14 protein-coding genes and 2 tRNA genes are annotated in these 15,768 nt (G+C 72.9%); 3 read left to right on the top strand and 13 right to left on the bottom strand.

Annotated elements, in window-relative coordinates; all coding sequences use genetic code 11:
* Positions 1 to 84: 84 nt before the first annotated feature.
* From ACK8OX_RS04140 to dusB, 5 genes are all read right to left on the bottom strand, one after another.
* Complete coding sequence (locus ACK8OX_RS04140; protein ID WP_430662658.1) at positions 85 to 1,500, bottom strand: sigma-54-dependent transcriptional regulator; 1,416 nt, start codon at positions 1,498 to 1,500, stop codon at positions 85 to 87.
* On the bottom strand, positions 1,490 to 3,727 hold the full coding sequence (locus ACK8OX_RS04135; RefSeq protein WP_430662657.1) for an ATP-binding protein: 2,238 nt from the start codon (positions 3,725 to 3,727) through the stop codon (positions 1,490 to 1,492). The genes ACK8OX_RS04140 and ACK8OX_RS04135 overlap by 11 nt, the downstream gene beginning before the upstream one ends.
* Before the next feature lie 110 nt (positions 3,728 to 3,837).
* Positions 3,838 to 5,304, bottom strand: a complete 1,467-nt coding sequence (gene ntrC / locus ACK8OX_RS04130) for a nitrogen regulation protein NR(I) (protein ID WP_430662656.1) — start codon at positions 5,302 to 5,304, stop codon at positions 3,838 to 3,840.
* The gene (locus ACK8OX_RS04125; protein WP_430662806.1) at positions 5,301 to 6,365 is read right to left on the bottom strand and encodes a two-component system sensor histidine kinase NtrB; all 1,065 of its coding nucleotides are present in this window, start codon (positions 6,363 to 6,365) and stop codon (positions 5,301 to 5,303) included. Before ACK8OX_RS04125 ends, ntrC begins: the two co-directional genes overlap by 4 nt.
* 89 nt (positions 6,366 to 6,454) lie before the next feature.
* Complete coding sequence (gene dusB / locus ACK8OX_RS04120) at positions 6,455 to 7,534, bottom strand: tRNA dihydrouridine synthase DusB (RefSeq protein ID WP_430662655.1); 1,080 nt, start codon at positions 7,532 to 7,534, stop codon at positions 6,455 to 6,457.
* A 190-nt stretch (positions 7,535 to 7,724) separates the two neighbouring features.
* Here dusB and ACK8OX_RS04115 point away from each other — a divergent pair, with 190 nt between their 5' ends.
* Positions 7,725 to 8,870, top strand: a complete 1,146-nt coding sequence (locus ACK8OX_RS04115; protein WP_430662654.1) for a bifunctional 2-C-methyl-D-erythritol 4-phosphate cytidylyltransferase/2-C-methyl-D-erythritol 2,4-cyclodiphosphate synthase — start codon at positions 7,725 to 7,727, stop codon at positions 8,868 to 8,870.
* 246 nt (positions 8,871 to 9,116) lie between these two features.
* On the opposite strand, the gene ACK8OX_RS04110 is transcribed toward ACK8OX_RS04115, so the two are convergent.
* The 5 genes from ACK8OX_RS04110 to ACK8OX_RS04090 all read right to left on the bottom strand — a co-directional run bounded on the left by ACK8OX_RS04110 (position 9,117) and on the right by ACK8OX_RS04090 (position 13,580).
* Positions 9,117 to 10,295 carry an acetyl-CoA acetyltransferase gene (locus tag ACK8OX_RS04110; protein WP_430662653.1) on the bottom strand — a complete coding sequence of 393 codons (1,179 nt, stop codon included), beginning with the start codon at positions 10,293 to 10,295 and terminating at the stop codon, positions 9,117 to 9,119.
* A 39-nt stretch (positions 10,296 to 10,334) separates the two neighbouring features.
* Positions 10,335 to 11,132, bottom strand: coding sequence for an enoyl-CoA hydratase/isomerase family protein (locus ACK8OX_RS04105; protein WP_430662652.1), 798 nt, complete (start codon positions 11,130 to 11,132; stop codon positions 10,335 to 10,337).
* A 135-nt stretch (positions 11,133 to 11,267) separates the two neighbouring features.
* Positions 11,268 to 11,924, bottom strand: a complete 657-nt coding sequence (gene cysE, locus ACK8OX_RS04100) for a serine O-acetyltransferase (protein WP_430662651.1) — start codon at positions 11,922 to 11,924, stop codon at positions 11,268 to 11,270.
* A 5-nt stretch (positions 11,925 to 11,929) separates the two neighbouring features.
* Complete coding sequence (locus tag ACK8OX_RS04095; protein WP_430662650.1) at positions 11,930 to 12,946, bottom strand: cysteine synthase A; 1,017 nt, start codon at positions 12,944 to 12,946, stop codon at positions 11,930 to 11,932.
* Between the two features lie 4 nt (positions 12,947 to 12,950).
* Positions 12,951 to 13,580 (bottom strand): peroxiredoxin, encoded by a 630-nt coding sequence (locus tag ACK8OX_RS04090; protein ID WP_430662649.1) that lies wholly within the window; start codon positions 13,578 to 13,580, stop codon positions 12,951 to 12,953.
* Between the two features lie 127 nt (positions 13,581 to 13,707).
* On the opposite strand from ACK8OX_RS04090, the gene ACK8OX_RS04085 reads away from it, so the two are divergent.
* Complete coding sequence (locus ACK8OX_RS04085; RefSeq protein ID WP_430662648.1) at positions 13,708 to 14,184, top strand: VOC family protein; 477 nt, start codon at positions 13,708 to 13,710, stop codon at positions 14,182 to 14,184.
* Between the two features lie 14 nt (positions 14,185 to 14,198).
* Positions 14,199 to 15,167, top strand: coding sequence for a DUF2891 domain-containing protein (locus ACK8OX_RS04080; protein ID WP_430662647.1), 969 nt, complete (start codon positions 14,199 to 14,201; stop codon positions 15,165 to 15,167).
* Positions 15,168 to 15,182: 15 nt separating this feature from the next.
* Here the strand turns inward: ACK8OX_RS04080 and ACK8OX_RS04075 are convergent.
* The 3 genes from ACK8OX_RS04075 to ACK8OX_RS04065 form a co-directional block, all read right to left on the bottom strand.
* A tRNA-Arg gene (locus ACK8OX_RS04075) sits at positions 15,183 to 15,259 on the bottom strand.
* A gap of 52 nt (positions 15,260 to 15,311) precedes the next feature.
* Positions 15,312 to 15,638 carry an ETC complex I subunit gene (locus ACK8OX_RS04070; protein WP_430662646.1) on the bottom strand — a complete coding sequence of 109 codons (327 nt, stop codon included), beginning with the start codon at positions 15,636 to 15,638 and terminating at the stop codon, positions 15,312 to 15,314.
* Positions 15,639 to 15,664: 26 nt separating this feature from the next.
* A tRNA-Pro gene (locus ACK8OX_RS04065) sits at positions 15,665 to 15,738 on the bottom strand.
* Positions 15,739 to 15,768 lie beyond the last annotated feature (30 nt).

Genomic DNA, 15,768 nt, shown 5'->3' with positions numbered 1-15,768 from the left:
TGGCGGTGGAGGGGTGGGCGGATGTTGGCCCCGGCCCCACCCCTTCCGGCAAGGGGGGGGGCGGGGCGCGGCGGCCCGCGGCGGTCAGCCCTGTGGCGCGGCCGGCGCGGGGGCACGGTCCTCGGCATGGACGCCGAGGAACTTCAGCTTCCGGTGCAGCGCGCTGCGCTCCATGCCCACGAAGGCGGCGGTGCGGCTGATGTTGCCGCCGAAGCGCAGCAGCTGGGCTTCGAGGTACTGGCGCTCGAACAGCTCCCGCGCCTCGCGCAGCGGCAGGGTCATGATCTCGCTCGACCGGTCGAGCTTGAGGACGGCGGGGGCCGCGGCGCCCACCTGGGGGGGCAGCATGTCGGGGCGGATCGGCTCCCTCGCATCGCCCGGCGCCATGATCAGCAGCCAGTCGATGAGGTTCCGCAGTTCCCGCACGTTGCCGGGCCATTCATAGGCCTGCATGGCCGCCAGCGCGTCCTCGCTCAGCTCCCGCGGGGCCATGCCGGAGGTCTCGCCGGACCGCGCCATGAAGTGCCGCGCCAGCGCCGGGATGTCCTCGCGCCGTTCCCGCAGCGGGGGGATGCGCAGCGGCACGACGGCAAGACGGTAGTACAGGTCCTCCCGGAAGCGGCCGGCCGCGATCTCCCCCTGTAGGTCGCGGCTGGTGGTGGCGATCACCCGCACATCCACCTGCACGCGCTGCGCGCCGCCCATGCGGACGAAGCCCTGTTCCTGGAGCGCGCGGACGATCTTGCCCTGCGTCTCCATCGGCATGTCCGCCACCTCGTCCAGCAGCAGCGTCCCGCCATGGGCGCGTTCCAGCACGCCCGCGCGGCGGGGCTGGCCGGTCGGGTCGGCGCCTGCCTCCACGCCGAACAGCTCCTCCTCGAAGCGGGCCGGCGCCAGGGTCGCGCAGTTCAGGGCGACGAAGGGGCCGTCGGCGCGGCGCGAGCGCGCGTGCAGCATCCGCGCCGCCACTTCCTTGCCCGCCCCCGCCGGCCCGGTGATGAGCACGCGCGAGCCCGTGGGCGCCACCCGCTCGATCGCCGCGCGGAGCTGCGCGAGGGGGGCGGAGACGCCGACCAGCTCGGTCTCGGCGCCCGCGCGCAGGCGCAGCTCGCTGTTCTCCCGCTGGAGGCGTGCGGCTTCCAGCGCGCGCGCCACCACCAGCAGCATCCGGTCGGACTTGAAGGGCTTCTCGATGAAGTCGTAGGCGCCCTGCTGGATCGCCTGCACCGCCGTCTCGATCGTGCCGTGGCCGGAGATCATCACGCAGGGGACGCGGGGTTCCTCCTGGTGGAGGGCGGCGAGGATGCCGAGCCCGTCGAGCTTCGAGTTCTGCAACCAGATGTCGAGGATCACCAGCGAAGGCCGGCGCAGCCGGAAGGCAGCCAGCGCCTGGTCCGAATTGGCCGCCTGGCGTGTCCCGTAGCCCTCATCCGCCAGGATGCCCTCGATCAGGGCGCGGATGTCCGGCTCGTCGTCGACGATCAGGATGTCATGCGCCATGGCCGACCCGTCCCAAGCCCATCTCCTCACGCCGGGGCGCCGCGCCCCCTTCGACGGGGGGCAGGATCAGCACGGCCCGTGCCCCGCGGCCATCCCCCCGGTCCTCCAGGACGAGCCGTCCGCCATGGTCCTCCATGATCTTCTTGACGATGGCAAGGCCAAGCCCGGTCCCTTTCGCCTTGTGCGTGACATAGGGCTCGGTCAGGCGGGCCCTTTCCTCCCCCTCCGGAAGGCCGATCCCGTCATCCTCCACCACCACCGCCCAGCCCTCGGCGGCGGGCTCCAGCCGGAGGGCGATGCGGCCCTGCTCGCCCTCGGCGCGGGGCACCGCGGCGCAGGCATCGGCGGCGTTCTGCAGCAGGTTTGTCAGCGCCTGGCCGATCAGCCGGCGGTCCACGGGGACCACCGGCGCGGGGTCGGGGATCGCCGTCTCGTAGCGGATCTCGGGATGCGCCGCGGTCTGCAGCACCAGCGCCTCCCGAAGGACCACGCCCAGGTTCTCGGGCCGGATCACCGGCTGGGGCATCCGAGCGAAGGCGGAGAACTCATCGACCATCCGCCCGATGTCGCCGACCTGGCGGACGATCGTGTCGGTCAGCGAGCGGAAGGTGTCGGGGTCGCTCGCGATCTCCTTCAGGTATTTCCGCTTCAGACGCTCGGCCGAGAGCTGGATCGGGGTCAGCGGGTTCTTGATCTCATGCGCGATGCGGCGCGCCACGTCGGCCCAGGCGGCCTTGCGCTGGGCGGATTGCAGCTCGGTGATGTCGTCGAAGGTCAGCACGAAGCCGGTTACGCTGCCGCTGCGCGTCTCGGCGCCGATGCGGGCGATCAGGGTGCGGCGGCGCGCGGGCGGCCCGATCGGGATCTCCGCCATGCGGGGCCGTTCGGGCTGTTCGGCCGCGTCCTGCACCAGGGCGGCGAATTCCGGCACCACCTTCGCCAGCGGCAGGCCGATGCCGGCGTCGAGGTCGATCTCCAGCAGCTCGCTCGCGCTGCGGTTGGGCAGGTTGATCCGGCCCGCGGCGTCGAGGCCGATCACCCCGGCCGAGACGCCGGCCAGCACGGTTTCCGTGAAGCGCCGCCGCTCGTCGATCTGGCGGTATGCCTCCATCAGCTCGCCGCGCTGGGCGGAGAGCTGGTTGGTCATGCGGTTGAAGGCGCGCGACAGGGTGGCAAGCTCGTCGTCCTGCGTCCCCTCCTCCACCCGGGTCGAGAGGTCGCCGCCGCGGACCCGTTCCGCCGCTGTGATGAGCCGGCTGATCGGCCGCGCCATCTGGTTGGCGAAGGTCAGCCCGACCGACACGGCGGCCAGCAGCACGAGCAGCGCCGCGCAGGCGAAGATGAGCGCGAAAGTCACCTGCAGGCTGCCGCGGTTGCGGTCCTGCTGTTCGTATTCGAGGAAGGCGAGCTCCGTCCGGCGCATGTGCTCCAGCACGCCGGCATCGAGGGGGCGGCCGATCAGCAGCGCGAGCCCGGGCGGGCTGTCCACGTTGGCCAGGGCGCGGACGCGCGCATCCGTCTCGCTCGGGATCACCGCGACGTCGCCGTTGCGCACCAGCTCCACCGCCCAGGCGGGCGGGGGTTCTATGGCGCCGCCGGCGAGGAAGCCGGCCTGGGCGACGAGGCGGCCCGTCGCCGGCTCGAACACCACCGCCTCCGTCAGGCCGCGGATCGAGGACTGGGTGACCAGCAGGCGCTCGAACGCGTCCGGGTTCTCGGGCAGGTAGAGCTGCGCGGCGCGGGTCAGGTCGGCGGCCATGGCCAGGGCATCGACCCGGATCTCGTCGCGGTGCTGGTCGAGCCATGCGCGGGAGGCGACCAGCGAGGCTTCGAGCGTGGTACGCACGCGGTCGCTGAACCAGGCCTGGATGCCGAGGTTGAAGAACACCGCCGAGAAGGCGCCGACCGTCAGCGCCGGCACCACGGCGACGCCGCCGAACAGCAGCACCAGCCGCACATGCAGCCGCGCCCCGGCGCTGCCGCGCCGCCGTTCCGCCCAGACCCGCACCAGCCGCGCGGCGAGCGAGGCGCCGAGCAGCACCAGCACGCAGGCATTGGCCAGCACGACGGCCACGATCTGCCCCGGCCGGGTGGGTCCGAAGGGCGACCCGCCGGCGAGCAGGACGAAGGTGGCCAGCCCGAGCAGCACGGCCGTGAGGGCGAGGCCGAGCGTGGCGACGCGCCCGAACAGGATGTCGGCGAGGCGGCGCTTCCCGGTGGCGGTCATGGGCGGGCGCATGGGGAAGGCGTCCCCGCCCGCCGCTGCTTCGCCAGCATGGGAAGGGGTCGGGTGGGGGGCATGTCAGCCGCGGCGCGCATCGGGCGCCGGGGGTAGCACTATGGCAGGCCGCGCACCACCGGCAGGTCCAGCTCCCGCAGCTTCTTCCGCAGCGTGTTCCGGTTCAGCCCCAGCATCGCCGCGGCCTTGATCTGGTTGCCGCGGGTGGCCGACAGCGCAAGCCGCAGCAGCGGCCGCTCCACCTCGGCCAGCACGCGGTCATAGAGGTCGCGGATCGGCATGCCGTCCCTGTGTGCGGCCATGAAGCCGCCGAGGTGCCGTTCCACCGCCTGTTCCAGCGTCTCCGGCGCGCGGGGGCCTTCCTCCGCCGGGGCCGCGGCCTCGGCCAGTTCGGCGGCCACCGCATCCTCTCCGATGATCTCCTGCGGGTAGAGCGCGGCCATGCGCCGCATGAGGTTCTCTAGCTCCCGTGCATTGCCGGGCCAGGGATGCTGGCGCAGCCGGTCCATCGCGCCGGGGTCGAGCTGCTTCGCGGGCAGGCCGGCGGCGCGCGCGCGTTCCAGGAAGTGCCGCGCCAGCAGCGGGATGTCCTCCAGCCGCTCGCGCAGCGGCGGCAGGCGGATGGGGACGACGTTCAGGCGGTAGAACAGGTCCTCGCGGAACATCCCGCCGCGGATCGCCTGGCGCAGGTCGCGATGGGTGGCGGCGACGATGCGGACATTGGCCTTGATGGGCTGGCGGCCGCCGACGGTCGTGAATTCGCCTTCCTGCAGAACGCGCAGCAGGCGCGTCTGGGCCTCGGGCGGCATGTCGCCGATCTCGTCGAGGAACAGCGTGCCGCCGGCCGCCTGCTCGAACCGGCCGACGCCGCGGTTCAGCGCGCCGGTGAAGGCGCCGCGCTCATGCCCGAACAGCTCGCTCTCGATCAGCTCGCGCGGGATGGCGGCCATGTTGATGGCCACGAAAGGGCCACCGCGGCGGCGGCCGTAGTCGTGCAGCGCGCGCGCCACCAGTTCCTTGCCGGTGCCCGACTCGCCGGTGATCATCACCGTCAGGTCGGTGGTCGTGAGCCGCGCGACCGTCCGGTAGATCTCCTGCATCGCCGGGCTGCGGCCGACCAGCGGCAGGCGCTCCTCCTGCTCCTCGCCCTCGGCCGCGGCGGCGAGGTTGGGGGCGGCGAGCGCGCGGCCGACCACGGCCAGCAGCTCCTTCAGGTCGAAGGGCTTCGGCAGGTAGTCGAAGGCGCCGCGCTGCGTCGCCTTCAGCGCGGTGGAGAAGGTGGACTGCGCCGACATCACCACCACCCGCAGGTCCGGCCGCACGCGCCGGATGCGGGGCACGAGGTCGAGCCCGTTCTCGTCCGGCATCACCACGTCGGTGATGACCAGGTCCCCCTCCCCGTCCTCCACCCAGCGCCAGAGCGTGGCGGCGGAGGAGGTGGCGCGGACATGGTAGCCCGACCGGCCGAGCGCCTGGCTCAGCACGGTGCGGATCGCGCGGTCGTCGTCGGCGATCAGGATGGTGCGCGTGGTGGCGGAGGCGGGGGCGGCGGCGACATCGCTCATGCGGCGGCTCCGTTGTCCGCGCGCCGCGGGGGCTGCGGGAGGGAGAGGCGGAAGATCGTGCGGCCCGGGCGGCTGTCGCATTCGATCAGCCCCCCCTGGTCGGCGACCAGTTTCGCGACGAGCGCGAGGCCGAGCCCCTGCCCGCCCCGCTTGGTGGTGACGAAGGGCTCGAACAGGGTGGCGCGGATAGCCTCGGGGATGCCGGGGCCGTTGTCGCGCACCACCACCTGCAACGGCAGGTGCACGCGTTCGAGGGAGCCGGGGACGGCGATGCGCACCCCGTGGTGGTAGGAGGTGGAGAGCAGGATCTCGCCCTCCCGCGGGTCCACCGCCTCGGCCGCGTTCTTCACCAGGTTCAGCAGGACCTGCACGAGCTGGTCGCGGTTGCCCCAGACCGGCGGCAGCGACGGGTCGTAGTCCTGGACGATGCGCAGATGCGCCGCGAAGCCGGACAGCGCGATGCGGCGCACATGGTCCAGCACCTCGTGGATGTTCACCTCCCCCCGGTCGATCGGGCGGTCGGAGAACATGTCCATCCGCTCCACCAGCTTGCGGATGCGGTCCACCTCGTCCTGGATGAGCTGGCAAAGCTCCCGGTCGCCCTCGCTCGCGCCCTGTTCCAGCAGCTGCGCCGCGCCGCGGATGCCCGACAGCGGGTTCTTCACCTCATGCGCCAGCATCTCCGCCATGGCGGAGGCGCCGCGCGCGGCGCCGCGGAAGTTCAGCTGCCGGTCCAGCATCTGCGCGGTCGAGCCGTCCTGCAGCGTCACCACGACCCCGCCGGGCAGTTCGGGCAGCGGCGCGCCCTGGACCGACACGCCGGTGCGGTGCAAGCGGGGGCTTTCGAGCGCGAGGTCGTGGTCGGCCACGGGCGCGTCATGCGCGCGGACCTGCGCGAGCAGGCCGAACACGCGGTTGTCGGGCGGCAGCAGGTCGCGCAGCGAATGGGCCCGCAGCGATCCCGCGGAGAGCTGGAAGAAGATCTCCGCCGCCGGGTTGGCGAAGCGGAAGCGGTCCTCGGCGTCGAGCACGACGGCCGGCAGCGGCAGGGCCGCGAGCATCGCCGCCGCATCCGGGGTCACGGCCGCCAGCGGGGCCGGCGGTGGCGCGGCGGGGGGCGCCGATGCGCGGGGGGCGAGGCTGCGGAGCTTCACGCCGCCAGCTTCCCGTCCCCGCCATCCTCGTCCCGCGCGGCGCGGCCGGGCATCACGCCGCGTTCGACCAGGGGTTCGTAGAAGCGGCGGATATGGGCCTCCACCGCCTCGGCTGAGTCGAGGCGGTTGACCTCGGCGCGGAACTCGGCCGATCCGGGCAGGCCCTTCGAATACCAGGCCACATGCTTGCGGGCGAGCCGGACGCCCGGGTCGCGCCCGTGATGGTCCAGCATGGCCCGGTAGTGGGACAGCAGCGTCGCAAGCTGGTCGGCCAGCGGCGGGTCCTCCGGCAGGATGCCGGTGGCGAGGTAGTCCGCCACCTGCTTCGGCAGCCAGGGCCGCCCGTAGCAGCCGCGGCCGATCATCACGCCATCCGCGCCGGACCGGCGCAGCGCCTCGGCCGCGTCCTCCGGGCCCAGGATGTCGCCGTTGACGATGACGGGGATCGACACCGCCGCCTTCACGCCGGCGACGAAGGCCCAGTCGGCGGTGCCGGTGTAGAACATCTGCCGCGTGCGGCCATGGACCGTGACCATGCGGATCCCGCATTCCTCGGCGATCCTCGCCAGCCGCGGGGCATTCAGGCTGGCATGGTCCCAGCCCATCCGCATCTTCAGCGTGACGGGGACGGAGACGGCCTTCACCGTGGCTTCCAGGATGCGGGCGGCCTGGACCTCATCCCGCATCAGGGCGGAGCCGGCGGACTGGCCGACGGCCACCTTCTTCACCGGGCAGCCGAAATTGATGTCGACGATCGCCGCGCCGCGGTCGGCGACCAGGCGCGCGGCCTCCGCCATCACCACCGGGTCGCAGCCGGCGAGCTGGACGGAGGAAGGCGCCCCGAAGCCGTCGACCTCGGCCATCTTCAGGGTCGTCCGGTTCTCCCGCACCATCGCGTTGGATGCGATCATCTCCGACACGACGAGGCCGGTGCCCTGCGCGCGCGCCAGACGCCGGAAGGGCAGGTCCGTGACGCCCGACATCGGGGCGAGGATGACGGGCGTGTCGATCACCGTCCCGCCGAGATCGATCGGGCGGAGGCGGGGCGGCATTGCAAGGGCGGCGGTCATGCTCATGATTTGGGCAAATTAGCCGCAGTGCGGCGACCCGGCAACAGCCGAAAAGGGTTCAACGGGACACCTGCCGCTTTTCACGGCAGGTGCCTGCCCCCAAGCCTGCCCGCATCGGCGAGCCGACCGCCGCCAGGGGCCACGCGGGCGGGCTGCAGGCCTCCCGCGCAGGGTACAGGCAGGCTAGCCTGGGTGGATGAGGATCACCGCCCTGCTGGTGGCCGCGGGGCGGGGCAGCCGCTTCGGGGCCGAGACGCCGAAGCAATACCTGCCGCTGCTCGGCCGCCCCGTGCTGCGCCACGCCGCCGAGGCGCTGCTGCGCGAGGGCGGGGTCGCCGATGTCCTGCCCGTGGTCGCGCCGGGGGAGGAAGCGGCGGTGGCCGCCATGCTCGCCGGGTTGCCCATCCACGCCCCCGTCGCCGGCGGCGCGACCCGCCAGGAGAGCGTGCGGGCCGGGCTCGAGGCGCTGGCGGCGGACCCGCCCGACCTCGTGCTGGTGCATGACGGCGCGCGGCCGGTGGTGCCGGCCGGCACGGTCCCGGCCTTGCTCGCCGCGCTCGCCCTGCACCCCGGCGCCATCCCGGCCCAGCCGGTGAGCGACACGCTGAAACGCGGCGAGGGCGGGCTGATCGCGGCGACGGTGCCGCGCGCCGGCCTGTACCGCGCGCAGACCCCGCAGGGTTTCCGCTTCGCACCGCTCCTGGCCGCGCACCGCGCCGCGACGGGCGAGGCGACCGACGACGCGCAGCTGCTGGAAGCGGCGGGACTTCCCGTCGCGCTGGTGCCGGGCGGCGAATCCAACCTGAAGATCACTTGGCCCGAGGACCTGGCCAGGGTGGAGGCCATGATGCTCGCCCGCATGATCCCGCGCACCGGCACGGGCTTCGACGTCCACCGCCTGGTGGAGGGCCGGCCGATGGTGCTCTGCGGGGTGGTCGTGCCCTTCCCCCTCGGGCTCGACGGGCATTCGGATGCCGATGTCGGCATCCATGCGCTCTGCGATGCCATCTACGGGGCGCTGGCCGAGGGCGATATCGGCCGCTGGTTCCCGCCGAGCGAGGCGGAGTGGAAGGACGCCGACAGCGCCCGCTTCCTCCGCCACGCCGCGGGGCGCGTCGCCGCGCGGGGCGGGATGCTGGCCAATGCCGATGTGACGTTGATCTGCGAAAGGCCGAAGATCACCCCCCATGCGCCGGCCATGCGGGACCGTCTGGCGGCGTTGCTGGACGTGCCGGTCGACCGCGTGTCCGTGAAGGCGACGACGACGGAAAGGCTGGGCTTTCCGGGCCGTGGGGAGGGGATCGCAGCGCAGGCGGCCGTTTCGGTGCTGCTGCCTTCCTGAGCAGGGCTTGGAACGCGAAGCAACATGCTTCGCAAAATGGGAATCGCGCGGAGTGCCTGTCCTTTCCGACCGGCCGTCGCTGCGTCGAGGCATGGGCGAACAGCCAGGACCGCCGAAAAAGAAGAGGGCCGGTCCTTGCGGACCGGCCCCGAGGCAAGGTTGAGGAAGGCTAAGCTGCCAGGGACGGGATATCCCGTCGCTTGACGGAATCCTACTGAGCAAGCCTCATGCCAAACGCCGCGGCCCCTACCCGACCCGCTCCAGGATGGAGCAGTAGTTGGCCACCGCCGCGCCGCCCATGTTGAACACGCCCGCCACATCGGCCCGCGGTAGTTGCATCTCCCCCGCCGTGCCGGTCAGCTGCATGGCCGTCATGGCATGCATCGACACCCCGGTCGCGCCGATCGGGTGGCCCTTCGACTTCAGCCCGCCCGAGGGGTTCACCGGCAGCCGCCCGTCCTTCGCGGTCCAGCCCTCCAGCGCCGCCCTCGCCCCCTGCCCTTCGGGCGTGAGGCCCATCGCCTCGTATTCGATGAGCTCGGCGATGGTGAAGCAGTCATGCGTCTCGACGAAGGACAGGTCCGCGAGCGAAAGCCGCGCCTCGGCCAGCGCCCGGCTCCAGGCGGCGCGCGCGCCCTCGAAGCGGGTGATGTCGCGCCCGGCGATGGGCATGGAATCGGTCGCCTGCGCCGCCGCCCGGAAGCGCACCGCCCTGCCGCCCCGCGCCACCATGCCGCGGGCCGTCTCCTCGTCGGTCAGGATCAGCGCCGCGGCGCCGTCCGAAACCAGGGAGCAGTCGGTGCGCTTCAGCGGCCGCGCGACGAAGGGGTTCCGCTCGCTCTCCGCGCGGCAGAAGTCGAAGCCCAGGTCCTTGCGCATCTGGGCATAGGGGTTCGCCACGCCGTTGCGGTGGTTCTTCGCCGCGATCGCCGCCAGCGCATCGGACTGGTCGCCATGGCGCTGGAAATAGGCCTCCGCGATGCGGCCGAAAACGCCGGCGAAGCCCGCCGGGATCTCCCCTTCCGTCTTGCGGTAGGATGCGCTGAGCAGGATCTCGCCGATGCGCGGGTTCGGGGTCGCGGTCATCTTCTCCGCGCCCACCACGAGCGCGAAGCGCCCGCGCCGGGCGGCGAGGAAGTCGATCGCGCCATGGATGGCGGCCGAGCCGGTGGCGCAGGCGTTCTCGTAGCGCGTCGTCGGCTTGAAGCGCAGCTCCGGCACGGTCTGCAGCAGGAGGGAGGCGAAGAAGTCCTGGTCGCTGAAGCCGCCGTTGAAGACGCCGACGAAGGCGGCATCGACCTCATCCGCCTCGATCCCCGCATCCTCGATCGCGGCACGGGCGACGCGGCCGAACAGGCTCTCGATGTCCGGGTCCTCGAGCTTGCCGAAGGGCGTGTGGGCCCAGCCGACGATGCAGGCGGTCATGGCGTGCGTCCTTCCTGGTCGGGGTGCAGATGGGGCGGGTCAGCCCGGGGACCAAGCGGGCCGGCGGCGGGCCTTGAAGCTTGCGATGCCCTCCGCCGCCTCCGCGCTCGCGGCGCGGCGGGCGAAGGCCTCGGCCCCGGCCGCCGCGTAGTCGGGCGGCACCGTGGCGCCGAGCGCGGCGATCAGCCCCTTGGTCTCGGCCAGCGCGCCGGGCGCGCCTTCCAGGATGTCGGCGATCGTCGCGGCGAGCAGCGCGTCGAAGCTCGTGCCGTCCTCGGCCAGCGCATGCACCAGGCCGATCCGCAGCGCCTCCTGCGCGTCGGCCACCTGGCCCTGGAGCGACATGCGCGCCGCGTGGCTGCGGCCCATGCGGCGCGCCAGCCAGGGCAGGATCTGCGCCGGCACCAGGCCGCGCCGGACCTCGGGCGCGCAGAAGCGGGCATTCGGCGCGGCGATGGCGATGTCGGCGGCGCAGACGAAGCCGAGCCCGCCGGCGAAGGCGCTGCCCTCCACCGCCGCGATCACCACCTGCGGCAGGTCCGCGATGGCCTGGAAGCGCGCGCCGGTGCGGCGGTTGCGGGCCTGCTGCTTCGCCAGCTTCTCCTCCGGCGTCTCGGGCGCGCCCACCTCGGTCAGGTCGAGCCCGGCGCAGAAATGCCCGCCCGCGCCGGAGATGACGAGGATGCGCGCGCTCGCGTCGCCGCGCAGTTCGCCGAGCAGGTCGTCGAGCCGCGCGACCATCGCCTCGCTCATCGCGTTGCGGCGCTGCGGGCGGTTCAGGATGGCGCGCACCACGGCGCCGTCGCGCTGCACGAGGAGGGGGTTGTCGTCGCTCACGATCCGGTATCCGTGCCAGGATGGGGGCCGGGACGCCACGATGGCGGCCGCCCGCCCCCCCGCCCCGGAAGGGTCCGATGCGCGGCAGGGGGCGTCAAGCGGGCGGGGTGCCCCGCCCCCCGGGCGCGGCGGCGGTCAGACCCGTTCGCGGCTGGCGGCGCGCAGGGCCTCGACCTCGGCGCGCAGGCCGGCGATCTCGGCGCGCAGCGCGCCGATCTGCTCGCCCACCGGGTCCTCGTCCACGCCGCGCAGGCCGTAGCCGATGCCCGCATCGTCGCAGGGCTGGCTTCCCTTCGGCGGGCGGGCGGGGATGCCGACCACGGTGCAGCCCGGTGCCACCGCGTTCACCACCACCGCATTCGCGCCGATCCGCGCGCCGCGCCCGATGCGGATGGGGCCGAGCACCTGCGCCCCCGCGCCGATCGTCACATGGTCCTCGATCGTCGGGTGGCGCTTGCCCGGCTGGCCGCTGAGGCCGCCGAGCGTGACGCCGTGGTAGATCAGCACGTCGTCGCCGATCTCCGCAGTCTCGCCGATCACCACGCCCATCCCGTGGTCGATGAACAGCCGCCGCCCGATCCGCGCGCCGGGGTGGATCTCGATCCCCGTCAGCATCCGCGCGACATGCGACGACAGCCGCCCGAGCGCGTGCAGCCCGAGCCCCCACAGCGCATGCGACAGGCGGTGCCACAGCACCGCATGCAGCCCGGCATAGCAGAAGATCGCCTCCGCCCAGCCCGGCCGCGCGGGATCGCGGGAGCGGATGGCGCGCGCGAGTTCGAGCAGTTCCATCGGGCCTACTCCAGCCAGGACGGCACCGGCAGCCCGCGTTCCCGCAGGAAGGCCGGGTTGAACAGCTTGGACTGGTAGCGCGCCGCGCCGTCGCACAGCACGGTGACGACCGTGTGGCCGGGCCCGAGGTCGCGCGCCACGCGGATGGCGGCCGCGACGTTCAGCCCGGCGCTGCCGCCGACCGAGATGCCCTCGTGCAGTTGCAGGTCGAAGACCTGTTCCAGCGCCTCGGGGTCCAGCACGCGGACGGCGTCGTCGATCAGGTCGCGCGCCTGCGCCAGGTTCCCCGGCGCGCGGGCCGCCTGGCCGATGCCCTCGGTGATGGAGCCGCCCTCGGCCTTCACGGTCCCGGTCTTCACCCAGTCATGCAGGCCGCTGCCACCCGGGTCGGCCAGCACGATCCGCACATCCCGCCGCCGCGCCTTCAGCGCGCGCGCGACGCCCGCCAGCGTGCCGCCGGTGCCGCAGGCGCAGGTGAAGGCGTCGATCCGCCCGCCTGTCTGGTCCCAGATCTCGGGGCCCGTCGTCGCCTCATGCGCCGCGGCATTGGCGAGGTTGTCGAACTGGTTGGCCCAGACCGCGCCCGTCTCCTCCGCGATCCGGCGCGACACATGGACGTAGTTGCCCGGATCGCTGAACGGCTTCGCCTGCACCAGCCGCAGGTCGGCGCCGATCATCCGCAGGTAGTCGAGCTTCTCCCTCGCCTGCGTCTCCGGCACGACGATCACGCTGCGCCAGCCCATCGCGTTGGCGGCGAGCGCGATGCCGATGCCGGTGTTGCCCGCCGTGCCCTCCACGACCGTCCCCGGCCGGCCCGGCACCAGCAGCCCCCGCGCGACCGCATCCTGGAGGATGCCGAGCGCCGCGCGGTCCTTCACGCTGCCGCCGGGGTTCATGAATTCCGCCTTGCCGAGGATCTCGCAGCCGGTGGCGGCGGAAGCGCGCCTGAGGCGGATCAGCGGCGTGCGGCCGACCGCGCCCCAGAAGCCATCCGAGATGGAAGTCGTCAGGGGCGCGTCCATGGCGCTACTTCACCTCCACCCAGCGCAGGTACGGGCGGTCCGCCTGCCAGCCCTGCGGGAACAGGGTCTTCGCCTGCTCGTCCGGGATCGAGGGCGGGATGATCGCGCGGCCGCCCGGGCGCCAGTTCACCGGGGTCGCGACCTTCGCCCGGTCGGTGAGCTGGAGGCTGTCGATCACGCGCAGCACCTCGTCGAAGTTGCGCCCGGTGCTCGGCGGGTAGACCAGGAACAGCCGGATCTTCCGGTTCGGGTCGATGACGAAGACGGTGCGCACCGTGATCGACGGGTCGGCCTCCGGATGGACCATGCCGTACAGCTCCGCGACCTTGCGGTCGGGGTCGGCGATCATCGGAAAGTTCACCGCATGGCCCTGCGTCTCCGCGATGTCCGCCTCCCAGCGGCCATGCGCGTCGAGAGGATCGACGCTGAGGCCGATGACCTTCACGTTCCGCCTGTCGAATTCCGGCTTCAGCCGCGCCGTCTCGCCGAGTTCCGTGGTGCAGACCGGGGTGAAGTCCTTCGGATGGCTGAACAGGACGCCCCAGGACGTGCCGAGCCATTCGTGGAAGCGGATGCGGCCCTGGGTGGTCTCCGCCTCGAAATCGGGGGCGACCTGGCCGAGCTGGATGGTCATGCGTTGAACCCTTCCTCTGCGCGGGTGCGTCTCCCGCCAGCCCGAGATAAGGGGATTTTCCGGCGCCGTTCCACCCGCGCGGCGGCGCCGTTCCAGCCGTGCGGGGGATCGTGCATGCTTCGCGCGCATGGCCGCGCCGCTTGCGTTCCGCGGCCGCCAGGAAGCGGAGAGGAAGATGGCAGCCGGCACGCCGACGGAGGGAAGGATTTTCGCCGAGCAGAATATCGTCTGGCTCTACACCGACCATCTGGACCGCCTCGCCGCCTTCTACCGGGACGTGCTGCAACTGCCTCAGGTGCTGGACCAGGGCGTCTGCCGGGTGTTCCAGGTCAGCCCCACCGGCTTCCTCGGCGTCTGCGACAAGCCAGGGCGGCCGCGCGGGACGAAGGGCATGATGTTCACCTTCCTCGTCGAGGATGTGGAGGCGGCATACGAGCACCTCAGGGCGCGCGGCGTCGCCTTCGACGGGCCGCCCGACAGGACCGCGGGCGGCACCGTCCATTCCTGCTTCTTCACCGACCCGGAGGGCTACCGGCTGGAGATCCAGGAATTCACCGACCCTGCCTGGCCCTACCCGCCCGGCCGCGGCCCGAGGCGGCTATGACACCCGGCGCCGCAATGGCCGAGCGGCTTGCGCGGATCGCGCTGTCGCATGTCGGGCGGGAATGGCCGCAGAAGCTGGACCACGTCCTCGAGGGCCCGGAGGACCTGAAGCGCCCGGCCGAGCTTCACCCCGCCTTCCATGGCAGCTTCGACTGGCATTCCTGCGTCCACGCGCATTGGCTGCTGGCGCGGCTGCTGCGGCTGGAGCCCAACCTGCCCTGCGCGCCGGACATCGCCGCGCGCTTCGACCTGGCCTTCACCGCGGCCAACATCGCCGCCGAGCGCGCGTACCTTGCGCGTCCCGCCTCGCGCGGGTTCGAACGGCCCTATGGCTGGGCATGGCTGCTGAAGCTCCATGCCGGGATCGGGCCGCCCTGGGATGCCGCGCTGGCGCCCCTCGCACGGGACTTCGCGGACCGCTTCGCCGCCCACCTGCCGCGCGCCGACTACCCGGTGCGCCACGGGCTGCACGGCAACACCGCCTTCGCCCTGATCCTTGCGGCGGACTGGGCAGGGCGGCGCGACCCGGCGCTGATGGCGCTCCTGCGCGCGACCGCGCTGCGCTGGTACGCGGCGGATGCCGACGCGCAATGCTGGGAGCCGAGCGGCGAGGACTTCCTCTCCCCTGCCCTGACCGAGGCGCTCTGCATGGCGCGGCTGCTGCCGGGCGCGGCCTTCCTGCCCTGGCTCGGCCGCTTCCTGCCGCGCATCGCGGCGGGCAAGCCGGCGGCGCTGTTCACGCCCGCCGTCGTGGCGGACCGCACGGACGGGCGCATCGCGCATCTGGACGGGCTGAACCTGTCACGGGCCTGGTGCTGGCGGGGGCTGGCGGCGCGCCTGGACGCGGGCGACCCGCGCCGGCCCCGGATGGAGGCCGCGGCGGAGGCGCACCTGGCGGCCGCGCTGCCGCATCTCGACGCGCACTACATGGGGTCGCACTGGCTGGCCAGCTTCGCCCTGCTGGCCCTGGAGGGGGGCGGCTGACCGCCCGGCGGGGAATGGCACGCCCGGAGGGATTCGAACCCCCGACCTACGGAGTAGAAATCCGACGCTCTATCCAGCTGAGCTACGGGCGCCTGGCCGGTGGTGGACGGCTCGCCACCCCGTCGCCGGGGAGGAGAAGGCGGGTCAGTGGCTCCAGTTCTCGGAGCGGTTGAAGCGGAAATTGTCGGAATAGGACTTGGGCTTCACCTCGGCCCGCGCCGGGGGCGGGACCTCGACCTCATAGGGCCAGCCCTGCGCCTCGGCATAGGCCACCGCCGCCTCGGCGGAGGGGAAGCGCAGCCGGACCTGGGCGCGCATGTCGCCCGACCCGAACCAGCCGGTCAGCGGGTCGATCCGCTTCGGCTCGCCCGGTTCGAACTGGAGAACCCAGTCATCGGTGCGGGACCGCCCCGACTGCATGGCGGATTTCGGGGTCCTGTAGATGCGTGCGGTCTGCGTCTCGCGCGGCATGGGGGCCTGACTTTCCTCAACACGAATCGGGGCGGCGGGATTCGAACCCACGGCCTCCTGTACCCAAAACAGGCGCGCTACCAGGCTGCGCCACACCCCGACACGGGGCGGAACCTAGGCGGGGCGCCCG

This window comes from Falsiroseomonas sp. CW058, from assembly GCF_050563535.1.
GTDB lineage: Bacteria > Pseudomonadota > Alphaproteobacteria > Acetobacterales > Acetobacteraceae > Falsiroseomonas.
Note: the sequence above shows the minus strand (reverse complement) of the source record. Positions and strands in the feature narration are given on the sequence as shown.